Genomic DNA, 12,492 nt, shown 5'->3' with positions numbered 1-12,492 from the left:
GACTTGTGTCTTATTTTTTAATAGTAATTGACAAAAACCAATCCAATCCAATCCAAAAAGCAGGGCGAAGAAAATGGAAGTTTTAAGTTAAGTGACTAAGGGTTGAAAATGATTATCGTGGTAAGTGGTCATACTGTTTTGATCACTGATTGAAAAAATAGATCTAAACAACTTGTGTATGCAGATTTAGAAGGGGATCAACAAGACGTTGATATTAAAGGTCTTTTAGAAGAAAACGATATTGATATAAGTGTCCTTTTCAGAGCGGACTATCATGTTTATTTTGGGATGTGTAGTTCCTATGAATTTTTAGTAATAAATAGATTATTTTAACAAAAACCACGCATAAATATGTATGTGTGTTTCAAAAAAGTAAATTGAGATGATTCGCCTTAAAAGGAGAGAGAATCATCTCAATTTATTTTCAAAAAATTTCTCTTGGTTATGAATGTATGTACTCTTTATGTTCTTCATTTAAGATTCCTTTGTGAGTCCATTCATCGAGAATGGATTTAAAATACCCTTCAGTACTGTGGTTCATCTTCCGTGCTAAATTATATCCATTGATTCCAGATGAAATGTTATTTGGATCTAAATTTAATGTTTTCTTGAATGCCTCTATTGCTTCTTCCTCTCGTTGTAAAGTCCCCAAACAATATCCGATCATATATTGTGTGAAAACAAGTCGAGGAAGCCCAACTTCCAGAGATTTTTCAAACATGTTTAATGCTTTTTCTATCTCGTTCTTGGCAAAGTACACATCTGCCATTTCATGGTATGATATGCTCCAATTCGGATCTAACTTTAATAGGTGATGTCCAGATTTTTCAGCTTCCTCTAAATTTTTCGATACAAAAATATGTTCTTTTATTTCAGATTCATAAATCGTTTTAATTGCATCAGATTTTCGATACTCTTCCCAATCATTTTTAGGGTCAGCTAACTCAGCAAAATATAGGGATTTCTTCATAGCTTCTCTTGTTTCATTTATTTTGAGTGACTCAGCTGGTATCATAGCATAGGCTCGGAAAAATTGAGATAAAGCAATATGATCAGTAAAGGTTTTCCCATCTCCCATGTCATCAACGATGTTAAAGCCCTTTTCTACAAACCAATTAAATAAACTTTCTCCAATACTCTTTTTCTTTAGTTCCCAGACGATTGCATTTGAAGCAATGGTTAAGAACAAGTAGTTTGGAAGCAGATGAGATTCAAATAAATTCTTCATTTTCGTAAATTCTTCAACATTGTTGGTTTGGTCTTGGCGATTTAATAAAACAAACTTTAATAGGTAATGTCGAATTTGTTCTTCTGCAGTAAGCTTGTTAATATCCACTAATGAATGCATAGAAGCGGCTAAATCAAATCGTGCTAGATACGTTAAGCGATAGGACAATATTAATCTTTCTAGTGAAGATAAAGAGGAACTATTTTCAATTTCTTGCTTAATTTTAAGCATTGGACCGTCTGTTTCATATTCTAAATTCATCAAATGTCTTGTATCTATAGGAATTACTTTTGATGCCTCGATTAGAGTTGAAGGTTCAAGTACTTGTCCTAAGTGAAAAGGAATTTGGTACTGAATCGTTCTACAAACGCCTCTTGTCCAAATAGAAGATAAATGATCTGTTTCTTTAATATGTAAAAGGGCTGATATAAACGCATTGTCCATATATATTCCTCCTTATTTTTAAAAATATAAAACAAATAGTGAATCCCCTTATAAGAGAGTTCACTCAAATAAAAGGATTCACTATTTTGTAGGCCATTAAATATTATGGGAAAAGAGCAAGAAGTTTGTCTACAGTAGAAGTAGTAAATTTCATCATATTAATCCACCCCTTTCCATATGTAATATAATTAGTTTAATATTCTGAAATTAAATTGTCAATATATTTTATATATTTAATTTTGTTTATATATTTGATATATTTTAATAGAGGAGGAGATTTTTTGAAAAAACTATGGACGAAAGATTTTATATTCCTATCCCTTAGTAACCTTTTTATGTATGGAAGTTTTTATATGTTATTACCTACTATGCCTCTGTTTATTGTAGAAATATTGAATGGGGAAGAAAAGCACGTAGGTCTTATTATTGGTCTATTTTCAGCAGCGCGCAGATTTTTTCTCGTCCTTTATCTGGAAAGTGGCTAGATCAATATGGAAGAAAAAAAGTGTTTTTGATTGCTAGAATGTTATTTGCAGTATGTATGTTCCTCTATATAGGTATCAAAGGACTTCTTTTCTTTTTCTTTTTAAGGTTTGTGCATGGGTTTGGATTTGGTATGGCTACAACAGCTTCTGGAACTATGGCAGCAGATATTATCCCGCAAGAACGTAGAGCTGAGGGAATGGGATATTATAGTTCATTTGCAAGCATTGCTATGATTGTGGGCCCACTATTAGGTTTATTTATACTCCAAATCTTTAACTACAATATTTTGTTTCTTACTTGTTCATCTTTTGCCATTCTTAGTTTACTACTTGGATACTTTATCAAAGTAGAATTGAATGAGAACTCAACTAAAAAAAGAAGAAAGCAATAAAACATCAAAAACCAAATGGAAAGAGTTTTTTGAGGTGAAGGTTTTGCCAATTTCAATCGCATCAGGACTTCTATATATTATCTATGGAGGAATTGTCTCTTTTATCTCATTGTATGCTCAAGAAAAAGGGAATGTTGATTTATCAGGTTATTTTTTAGGGATTATGTCCATTGCTTTAATCCTGTCACGTCCTATATCAGGTAAAATTGCAGATAGATTGAATTCTTTATATGTAGTATATCCTGGATTTATCTTTTCATTTATGGGGGTTTTGTTCCTAGGTTTAACTGAATCAGCACTTACCTTCCAGATCTCAGCATTACTAATTGGATTAGGTTTCGGATTTATCCTTCCAAGTTTACATGCTACGATGTTAGAGTTGGTTCCAAATGAAAAAAGAGGAACAGCAACATCTACTTATTTTATGGGGATTGACATTGGAATATCTTCAGGAGCCATTATTCTTGGATTAATCGCTAATTACATAGGATATGGGCTCATGTATTTATCAAGTGTAGTATTCATTTTTTTAAGTTGCATCGTTTATTTTAAAGTAGAACATCAAAAGAAAATGGTGCAGAAATCTAGTTTAGAAGTTTAACAGTCCCACAAGTTTAATATGTATCGGGACTAGTGACAAGGTATCTTGTCTAAACTTTAAAGTAAGTGCGCACATATTTATTGTTATATACAGCATAGGAGGAACATTAAATGGATACTTCTTTTATGAGCAGAAAAATGGATAGATTAGGTAGAGTTACCCTTCCTAGCGGAATACGAAAACGATTAGATATAAAGCTAAATGATCCTTTGGAAATATTTATTGATGAGGATTCTATTGTACTTAAGAAATATGATGAACCACCTGATTCTTGTATAGTTACTGGCGAAAAATCGAACTACCTTTTTGATCTGTGTAATGGTCAATTATCTGTGAGCACAGAAGGAATTGACTATCTCAAAAAAGAGATTGAACGCATTGAAAACACTCTGATATATAAGGCTTTTAAAGAGGAGAAAGAGAAAGGCAACACGTAAAACACCTTAATATGATGATATGATTTTGAATACGACTGAAAAGAAAATGGGAAGATTACTATGTTTCTAGATAGAGAGATGAAATGTACCAACTGTTACCTTAATAATGGGTGATGAAGTATTTATTCAAATAACATTACCAAGTGAGAAAAAATGCAGTAGGCTTTATAGAGAAAGTATTAAGAAAGTATGCAAATCAAGTTTTATGTAAGAATTCCCAGAGTGATTTGGAATAAAATATATGGTTGTTCATCTTATAAAAAACAGTACATAAGTTTGTTTAAGTGCTGTAATTGCAGTAATTAATTATCTAACAACTGAATGAAATAGACTTGCTCGAAACACGATATACAGGATTAAAAGAGAATTTGAAGAAATTAAGTAATAAAGGTTATCTAATTATTCGAGGGGGATGTGAACTATGACTTCAGAAAGCTTTGTTCTTAAGCAAAAACAAATAGCAGAGTCATTTTCGAGAGGGAATTTCGAGCCTACTTTCCCATTCTTGTCAAAAATGATTGAATGGAATATTGTTGGTGAAAAAACCTTAGTAGGCAGGGAAGCTGTGATAGAAAAATGCAAACAAACTTCAAATTATTTCAAAACAATAACGACAAATTTCACTACTTTGAATATAATTTCTGAAAAAAACTGTGTTGCAGTAAATGGAACAGCTGAATTTATTCGCAATGGTGAACAACTATCTTTTGTTTCTGCCTGTGATGTCTATATTTTTAATGAAAAAAATGAACTACAAAGAATTGATTCTTATTGTATTAAATGAGCCATTTTACTTTCTCCTGAAAAAGAATTTGTTAAAAGGCATATAAGGATGGAAGTTTTACAACTAAGACATTAACGACTGTAGAATTTATTAGGAATAAGAATCACATAACTGGTAAGTGTCAAGAATCACAACACCTCAAATAATGTGAAACGTGTCTTATCTATTAAAAAGCTAAATGAAGGGAGAGTTAGGATGGTTAGATATATAGCACTACTAAGAGGGATTAACGTTGGAGGACATAATAAAATAAGAATGGCAGAATTAAAGAATTCACTTAAACAACTAGGTCTAGAGAACATCAAAACATATATTCAAAGTGGAAATATTCTCTTTGAGTCCGAGGAATCAGAAGAGAGTTTACAAAAGAAAATCCACTATAAAATTAAAGAAGATTTTGGAGTGGTAAGTACTGTTGTTATCAGGACGGCAAAACAACTTCATGGAATTGTTTATGGACTACCTTTTAATGAACAAGATATTTCAAGTGCATCTGATTCAGCAAAGGGCGAATGTTTGTATGTTGCTATGTTACCAGAAGCACCTTCAGTGGTCAGTAAAGATAAACTCTTATCTTATACAAATAATAAAGAACATTGCGTCATAATAGGGAGAGATGTCTACCTTTTATTTCATGACAGTATTCGAAACTCTAAGCTTAACAATAATTTAACAAAGCTTGATGTTCCAGCAACTATCCGTAATTGGAGGACAATAAATAAACTTTTAAGTATGGTTGAAGAACTTGATGAAAAATCATATAATTGACGTTTTAGGAAAAAGAGTTTGAACTGTTTAGGGAACAATGTTTCTTAATTTTCTTTCTGCAGTTGCACTTAAATTACCATTCTGGTTAAATCATTTTTAAATAATCAAAAATATGTTTGCAAACTAAAATAATTGAAATGCAAATAAACAAGATTCTCAAATATTTTACCCTTTTCATAGAGCAAAAATAGAACCACACCAAGATCCTAAGGTCATGAATATCCCCATAAAAGTACCATGAACAAAATTTACTTCATCAAAATAAATGAACATCAATAAAGCAATAAACTTACAATCCTCTATGAAAAAAATGTCTCAAAGGATTGACTGAATGCTCATTCATTATATAATGGGAGTAGGGAGACGTCAGAAAATTTTATTTTTTTGACATAGGGAGTTATGTAAATTCACAACAACAAAGGGGGATCTTAATGAACGTGCTACTTTGGATCAACTTCATCGCATTTTTACTTGTAACCGCTTACGGCATTTCTTTATTTGTCTACTTGGTTAAAACAAGAGTCGCATATATTAAACTTGGTAAAAAAGTAGAGTTTGATAATAAAGTGAAGGAACGTTTGCAAAAAATATGGGTGAATGTTTTTGGTCAGAAAAAACTATTGAAGGATAAGAAAAGTGGAGCCATCCATGTCATGTTTTTTTATGGCTTTATTCTTGTCCAATTTGGGGCGATCGATTTTATCATTAAAGGTTTGGTGCCTGGGAAACACCTTCCTTTAGGACCGGTTTACCCTGCGTTTACTTTCTTTCAAGAAATCGTCACGTTTACAATCTTAGTGGCTGTTGTTTGGGCGTTTTATCGCCGCTATATTGAAAAGCTTGTTCGTTTAAAACGAGGATTCAAAGCTGGACTTGTGCTTATTTTTATTGGCGGATTAATGTTATCTGTACTACTTGGGAATGGAATGGATAAAATTTGGCACGGTCATGAATTATCATGGACTGAGCCAATTGCTTCAGGAGTTGCCTTTATTTTTAGCTCTATACCTGAAGGAGCTGCTATCACCATCTTTTATATTTCTTGGTGGATTCACTTATTAATTTTACTAACATTTTTAGTGTATGTTCCTCAATCAAAGCACGCTCATTTATTAGCAGGACCTGCTAACGTTTTCTTAAACCGTTTATCGAACCCTGGTAAACTTGAGAAAATTGATTTTGAAGATGAAACGCAAGAAACATTTGGGGTAGGTAGAATTGAGGAATTCCGTCAAGACCAATTAGTTGATTTATATGCTTGTGTGGAGTGTGGTCGTTGCACAAACATGTGCCCGGCTACTGGAACAGGAAAAATGCTTTCACCAATGGATTTAATTATTAAGCTACGTGATCATTTAACTTTTACAGGGGCAGCAGTGACCTCCAAGTCACCATGGGTTCCGGCAATGGCTTTTTCCAACACTCAAGGAAATCAAATTGCCAAAATGTCTGCAGCCTCACAAGAAGCAGCAGCGACTTCTATGTATAATCCAAGCCTTATCGGTGAAGTCATTACGGAAGAAGAAATTTGGGCTTGTACGACCTGTCGTAACTGTGAGGATCAATGTCCAGTTATGAATGAACATGTGGATAAGATTATTGATTTACGCCGTTATCTCGTCTTAACAGAAGGGAAAATGGATCCAGATGCTCAGCGGGCGATGCAAAATATCGAACGTCAAGGAAATCCTTGGGGATTAAATAGAAAAGAACGTGAAACGTGGCGTGAGGCTAGGGAAGATGTTCACGTACCGACCGTTAAAGAATTGAAAAAATCGGGTGAAGAATTTGATTATTTATTCTGGGTTGGTTCAATGGGATCCTATGACAATCGAAGTCAAAAAATAGCTTTGTCGTTTGCTAAACTATTAAATGAAGCAGGCGTGAAATTTGCTATTTTAGGAAACAAAGAGAAAAACTCTGGAGATACACCTCGCCGTCTTGGAAATGAATTTTTATTCCAAGAGCTAGCGACAAAAAATATTGAAGAGTTTGAAAAAAATGGTGTGAAAAAGATTATTACAACAGATCCTCATGCCTACAATATATTTAAAAATGAATACCCAGATTTCGGTTTAGAAGCAGAGGTTTATCATCATACAGAACTGTTAATGGATCTTGTGAAAGAAGGAAAATTAAAACCTAATCACGAAGTAAATGAAACAATCACCTTCCACGACTCTTGTTATTTAGGAAGATATAACGAAGTTTATGATCCGCCTCGTGAAATCTTAAAAGCGATTCCTGGTGTGAAGCTAGTAGAGATGGATAGAAACAGAGAAACTGGCATGTGCTGTGGAGCTGGTGGAGGATTAATGTGGATGGAAGAAGATACGGGAAGTCGTGTAAACGTTTCGCGTACTGAACAAGCGCTAGAAGTAAATCCAACGGTTATCAGCTCTGGCTGTCCATACTGTTTAACGATGTTAAGTGATGGTACGAAAGCAAAAGAGGTAGAAGAAAAAGTCGGAACTTATGATGTTGCAGAGCTTTTAGAGAAATCGATTTTCGGAACAAGTGATTCATCCGAAATGGCATCTTAAATAAGAAAATAATGATGTGCTTGTCACATGAAAGGTTCATTCACTTTTTTAACATGGAACCCGAAAATTAGGCGAGATAACGGGACATACTGTGAGGAGCTACTGAATCTGTCTGAGAAGAGCGAGGCGTTAGCCTTGCTTGAAAACTTGAGCTATATGGGCTAAGGAAGGTATTTTTACCTTCCTTTAGCCATACTTTATAATGTGTTTTCAAAATGTTTTAGAATGATAGAAATTTAAACACATAACAAGATATAGACGTATCTTGTATCGGATGGGTAAGGTTTATGAAAACGCTTTCTATAATAACGAAAACAAAGGGGATATGAGAAATGGCGAAAACGGTAATTTTAAGTGGTGTACGTACACCTTTTGGGAAATTTGGGGGAAGCTTAAGCTCATTAACAGCGTCACAGCTTGGGGGGATGGCTATAAAAGAAGCATTAACAAAAGCGAGTGTAAGTGCAGATGCTGTTGACCACGTCATTTTAGGAACTGTATTACAAGGGGGGCAAGGACAACTTCCATCAAGACAAGCGTCAAGAAATGCAGATTTGCCATGGGAAGTGACGACTGAAACGATCAATAAAGTATGTGCTTCTGGAATGAGAAGTGTGACCTTAGCTGATCAACTCATACGATTAGGAGATCACGAGGTTGTAGTTGCTGGTGGGATGGAATCGATGAGTAATGCTCCTTATATGTTACCAAAAGCACGGTGGGGGTTAAGAATGGGAGATGCATCGGTTAAAGATTTGATGGTCAATGATGGCTTAACCTGTAGCTTTAAAGGGGTACATATGGGTGAGTACGGAAACTTAACGGCGGAAGAGTTAGAGATTACGAGAGAAGAACAAGATCGTTTTGCTGTAAGAAGTCATGAAAGAGCCGTTCAGGCAATGGAATCTGGAATATTTGATGATGAAATCATTCAAGTTGAGGTTCCACAACGAAAAGGAACCCCAATGATTGTCAATCAAGATGAAGCTCCAAGAAAAGATACCTCCTATGAAAAGCTTTCGAAATTAGCGCCTGTATTTGGGCATAATGGCACTATTACAGCTGGTAATGCTCCTGGTGTAAATGATGGAGCGGCTGCTCTTGTGTTAATGAATGAAGAACAAGCACAAGCGAAAGGCTTACAGCCACTAGCAACGATTGTTGATCATACAACTTTAGCAGTTGAAGCGAAAGATTTCCCCAAGACACCTGGATTAGTCATTAATAAACTTTTAGAGAAAACGGGTAAAACTCCTGAAGAAATTGATTTGTTTGAAGTGAATGAAGCTTTTTCAGCTGTTGGATTAGCGAGTCTTAAAATTGCTGGGATAGAGGAAGAAAAAGTGAACGTAAATGGTGGGGCAGTTGCTCTTGGACATCCGATTGGAGCAAGTGGTGCAAGGATCATCATTACGTTAATTCACGAGTTAAAAAGACGTGGGGGCGGTATCGGGATTGCTGCAATCTGTAGTGGTGGTGGCCAAGGTGATGCCATCATGGTTCAAGTATAAGTACGCGGTTTTTTTGCCACACACAAAAAAACGGCTAGTGTCTGTCAATAACGTTTCATTTTGAAATAAGGGGAGAAGTACATGAGTTTAAAACAAATAATGGTTATTGGGGCAGGGCAAATGGGCTCTGGAATTGCTCAAGTTCTTGCTTCATCTGGATTTAACGTTATTTTAAATGATATCAGTCAAGAAAAGGCAAGAATTGGATTGAGTCAAATAGAAAAGCAGCTATCTAAACAGCTCCAAAAAGGGAAGATGGATCAAAACCAAGTAAATGAAATCTTAACGAAAATCAAGATTTCAGCCTCTCTTCAAGATGCGCAGGATGCTGATGTAGTAATTGAAGCAGCTGTTGAAAATATGGAGATTAAACAGTCGATCTTCAAGCAACTTGATGAAATTGCACCAAAGCATACTATTTTAGCAACGAATACATCTTCTCTTCCAATTACTGAAATCGCGGCGGTGACAACAAGAGCAGAAAACGTCATAGGGATGCACTTTATGAATCCGGTTCCTGTTATGAAACTTGTAGAAATCATTCGCGGGTTAGCAACGTCAGAACAGACATATCAAATCGTTCACGATTTAACATTAAAGCTAAATAAAACACCAGTAGAAGTAAATGATTTTCCTGGTTTTGTGTCAAACAGGGTGCTTATGCCAATGATCAATGAAGCAATCTATACGATTTACGAAGGTGTTGCTACGAAAGAAGCGGTAGATGAGGTCATGAAATTAGGAATGAATCACCCAATGGGACCGATTACCCTTGCTGACTTTATTGGTTTGGATACTTGTTTGTATGTTATGGAGACCTTGTATGACGGTTTTGGTGATGACAAGTACCGTCCTTGTCCGCTTTTGAAAAAATATGTAAAAGCAGGTTGGCTAGGTAGAAAAACAAAGAGAGGCTTCTACATTTACGAATAATCATAGTTTAGGTCACGGAACTTTTGTAGTGAATAGTAAAGGGGTGGTGGGATTGGACCTTTGTTTAACTGACGAACAACAGATGATGAAAAAGATGGTTCAAGATTTCGCTAAGCATGAAGTTGAACCATTTATCAACGAGATGGAGAAAGGGAATTTCCCTAAACATTTAGTGCGAAAAATGGGAGAGCTCGGTCTTATGGGGATTCCAATTCCTCAAAAATACGGCGGGTCTGAAATGGATTTTGTTTCTTACATTCTTGCGATTCATGAGTTATCCAAGGTAAGTGCGACCTTAGGGGTCATTTTGTCTGTTCATACATCGGTAGGGACAAATCCGATTCTTTATTTTGGTTCTGAAAAACAAAAGCAAACATATATCCCTAAATTAGCGACAGGTCGTTACTTGGGTGCGTTCTGTTTAACAGAACCTGGTTCAGGGTCAGATGCGGCCAGCTTAAAAACAAGAGCCGTTAATAAAGGGGACCACTATGTGTTAAATGGATCGAAAGTGTTTATCACAAATGGCGGGGAAGCAGATACTTATATTGTGTTTGCGAGAACTGGTGAGGAAAAGGGAAGTAAAGGAATATCCGCCTTCATTGTTGAAAAAGAAACCGAAGGGTTTGTGATCGGAAAAGATGAAAAAAAGATGGGGTTACACGGTTCGAAAACGGTACAACTATCTTTTGAAGATGCCAAGATACCACAAGAGCAATTATTAGGTAAAGAAGGAGAAGGATTTAAGATTGCGATGGCGAACCTTGATGTTGGAAGGATTGGGATTGCCGCTCAATCGCTCGGGATTGCGGAAGCAGCCTTAACCCACTCCGTTAACTATGCAAAAGAACGGAAGCAATTTGGTAAATCAATTGCAGCCCAACAAGGGGTCGGCTTTAAGCTGGCGGAGATGGCAACAGAAATCGAAGCGGCTCGCTTAATGACTTATCGAGCCGCCGATCTACGCGCAAGAGATCTTCCGTGTGGAAAAGAAGCATCGATGGCAAAGCTTTTAGCCTCTAAGGCGGCTGTGAATGTATCGATTGAGGCCGTACAAATATTTGGAGGCTATGGTTATACAAAAGACTATCCTGTTGAACGGTTCTTCCGTGATGCCAAAGTATGCGAAATTTATGAAGGTACGAGTGAAATTCAAAAAATAGTGATTAACAAGGCATTATTGTCGAAATAATTATGATTGAATGGGGCGAATCAAAGTGAATTTCAGACTATCAGAAGAGCATGAAATGATTAGAAAAATGGTTCGAGATTTTAGTATAAATGAAGTTGCACCAACGGCTACTGAAAGAGATGAGGAAGAGCGGTTCGACCAAGAGCTTTTTAATAAAATGGCAGAGTTAGGTTTAACGGGAATTCCTTGGCCAGAGGAATATGGCGGAATTGGCAGTGATTATTTAGCTTATGTAATCGCAGTAGAGGAACTATCACGCGTGTGTGCCTCAACAGGTGTAACCTTATCTGCACACACGTCTTTAGCTGGCTGGCCTATTTATAAATTTGGAACAGAAGAACAAAAGCATAAATATTTAAAGCCAATGGCGAAAGGAGAAAAGATTGGTGCTTACGGTTTAACAGAGCCTGGTTCAGGGTCTGATGCTGGTGGAATGAGGACAACAGCTCGCCTAGAGGGTGACCATTATATTTTGAACGGCTCCAAGATCTTTATTACAAATGGCGGAGTTGCGGATATTTATGTTGTTTTTGCAATAACAGATCAAGAACAAAAGCATAAAGGACAAAGTGCATTTATTATCGAAGCTGATTTTCCAGGTTTCTCTGTAGGGAAAAAAGAGAAGAAGTTAGGGATTCGTTCCTCTCCAACAACCGAAATTATTTTTGAAGATTGTAAAGTTCCGAAAGAAAACCTTCTAGGAGCAGAAGGAGAGGGCTTTAAAATTGCTATGATGACGCTAGATGGTGGGCGAAACGGTATTGCTGCCCAAGCGGTAGGGATTGCACAAGGGGCACTTGACGCCTCTGTTCAATATGCAAAAGAACGAGTCCAGTTTGGGAAACCAATTGCTCATCAGCAAGGAATCGGTTTTAAATTAGCTGATATGGCGACTCAAGTTGAATCTGCTAGACTATTAACCTATCAGGCAGCATGGTTAGAGTCTCAAGGACTCCCTTACGGAAAAGAATCCGCGATGTCGAAGCTTTTTGCTGGAGATGCGGCGATGAAAGTGACGACAGAGGCTGTTCAAGTATTTGGTGGGTATGGCTACACAAAGGAATATCCAGTTGAAAGATTCATGAGAGATGCGAAGATTACGCAAATCTATGAAGGAACCCAGGAGATTCAAAAACTCGTGATCTCAAGAATGTTAACAAAATAAAAGGGTGTT

The 12,492-nt window shown here is 36.2% G+C and carries 12 protein-coding genes; 11 read left to right on the top strand and 1 reads right to left on the bottom strand.

Annotated features, from left to right (window positions below):
* Positions 1 to 442: 442 nt before the first annotated feature.
* A complete protein-coding gene (locus LC087_RS12655) occupies positions 443 to 1,672 on the bottom strand; it encodes a tetratricopeptide repeat protein (RefSeq protein ID WP_226541436.1) in 1,230 nt (409 codons plus the stop codon).
* A 281-nt stretch (positions 1,673 to 1,953) separates the two neighbouring features.
* On the opposite strand from LC087_RS12655, the gene LC087_RS12650 reads away from it, so the two are divergent.
* The 11 genes from LC087_RS12650 to LC087_RS12600 all read left to right on the top strand — a co-directional run bounded on the left by LC087_RS12650 (position 1,954) and on the right by LC087_RS12600 (position 12,483).
* Entirely contained in the window at positions 1,954 to 2,157 is a 204-nt protein-coding gene (locus tag LC087_RS12650; protein WP_306019623.1) for a hypothetical protein, read from the top strand.
* Positions 2,064 to 2,549, top strand: a complete 486-nt coding sequence (locus tag LC087_RS12645; protein WP_371932699.1) for an MFS transporter — start codon at positions 2,064 to 2,066, stop codon at positions 2,547 to 2,549. The genes LC087_RS12650 and LC087_RS12645 overlap by 94 nt, the downstream gene beginning before the upstream one ends.
* Positions 2,515 to 3,150, top strand: coding sequence for an MFS transporter (locus LC087_RS12640; protein ID WP_306019622.1), 636 nt, complete (start codon positions 2,515 to 2,517; stop codon positions 3,148 to 3,150). Before LC087_RS12645 ends, LC087_RS12640 begins: the two co-directional genes overlap by 35 nt.
* Positions 3,151 to 3,260: 110 nt before the next feature.
* On the top strand, positions 3,261 to 3,587 hold the full coding sequence (locus LC087_RS12635; RefSeq protein ID WP_226541439.1) for an AbrB/MazE/SpoVT family DNA-binding domain-containing protein: 327 nt from the start codon (positions 3,261 to 3,263) through the stop codon (positions 3,585 to 3,587).
* A 421-nt stretch (positions 3,588 to 4,008) separates the two neighbouring features.
* Positions 4,009 to 4,371 (top strand): hypothetical protein, encoded by a 363-nt coding sequence (locus LC087_RS12630; protein ID WP_226541440.1) that lies wholly within the window; start codon positions 4,009 to 4,011, stop codon positions 4,369 to 4,371.
* 195 nt (positions 4,372 to 4,566) lie between these two features.
* Entirely contained in the window at positions 4,567 to 5,139 is a 573-nt protein-coding gene (locus LC087_RS12625) for a DUF1697 domain-containing protein (protein WP_226541441.1), read from the top strand.
* 431 nt (positions 5,140 to 5,570) lie between these two features.
* The gene (locus tag LC087_RS12620) at positions 5,571 to 7,682 is read left to right on the top strand and encodes a (Fe-S)-binding protein (protein ID WP_226541442.1); all 2,112 of its coding nucleotides are present in this window, start codon (positions 5,571 to 5,573) and stop codon (positions 7,680 to 7,682) included.
* 332 nt (positions 7,683 to 8,014) lie between these two features.
* Entirely contained in the window at positions 8,015 to 9,193 is a 1,179-nt protein-coding gene (locus LC087_RS12615) for an acetyl-CoA C-acetyltransferase (protein WP_226541443.1), read from the top strand.
* An 81-nt stretch (positions 9,194 to 9,274) separates the two neighbouring features.
* Positions 9,275 to 10,126: a 3-hydroxybutyryl-CoA dehydrogenase gene (locus LC087_RS12610; RefSeq protein ID WP_226541444.1), complete on the top strand. Its 852-nt coding sequence runs from the start codon at positions 9,275 to 9,277 to the stop codon at positions 10,124 to 10,126.
* A 52-nt stretch (positions 10,127 to 10,178) separates the two neighbouring features.
* Positions 10,179 to 11,318 carry an acyl-CoA dehydrogenase gene (locus LC087_RS12605; RefSeq protein ID WP_226541446.1) on the top strand — a complete coding sequence of 380 codons (1,140 nt, stop codon included), beginning with the start codon at positions 10,179 to 10,181 and terminating at the stop codon, positions 11,316 to 11,318.
* A 25-nt stretch (positions 11,319 to 11,343) separates the two neighbouring features.
* Positions 11,344 to 12,483: an acyl-CoA dehydrogenase gene (locus tag LC087_RS12600; RefSeq protein ID WP_226541448.1), complete on the top strand. Its 1,140-nt coding sequence runs from the start codon at positions 11,344 to 11,346 to the stop codon at positions 12,481 to 12,483.
* Positions 12,484 to 12,492: the final 9 nt, after the last annotated feature.

It is taken from the genome of Bacillus carboniphilus (genome assembly GCF_020524035.2).
Lineage (GTDB): Bacteria > Bacillota > Bacilli > Bacillales > JAIVKR01 > Bacillus_CC.
Note: the sequence above shows the minus strand (reverse complement) of the source record. Positions and strands in the feature narration are given on the sequence as shown.

Excerpts from the sequence above, each read along its gene's own strand:
- LC087_RS12655 (WP_226541436.1), bottom strand. The coding sequence starts at position 1,672 with ATGGACAATGCGTTTATATCAGCCCTTTTACATATTAAAGAAACAGAT.
- LC087_RS12640 (WP_306019622.1), top strand. The coding sequence starts at position 2,515 with ATGAGAACTCAACTAAAAAAAGAAGAAAGCAATAAAACATCAAAAACC.
- LC087_RS12635 (WP_226541439.1), top strand. The coding sequence starts at position 3,261 with ATGGATACTTCTTTTATGAGCAGAAAAATGGATAGATTAGGTAGAGTT.
- LC087_RS12630 (WP_226541440.1), top strand. The coding sequence starts at position 4,009 with ATGACTTCAGAAAGCTTTGTTCTTAAGCAAAAACAAATAGCAGAGTCA.
- LC087_RS12625 (WP_226541441.1), top strand. The coding sequence starts at position 4,567 with ATGGTTAGATATATAGCACTACTAAGAGGGATTAACGTTGGAGGACAT.
- LC087_RS12620 (WP_226541442.1), top strand. The coding sequence starts at position 5,571 with ATGAACGTGCTACTTTGGATCAACTTCATCGCATTTTTACTTGTAACC.
- LC087_RS12615 (WP_226541443.1), top strand. The coding sequence starts at position 8,015 with ATGGCGAAAACGGTAATTTTAAGTGGTGTACGTACACCTTTTGGGAAA.
- LC087_RS12610 (WP_226541444.1), top strand. The coding sequence starts at position 9,275 with ATGAGTTTAAAACAAATAATGGTTATTGGGGCAGGGCAAATGGGCTCT.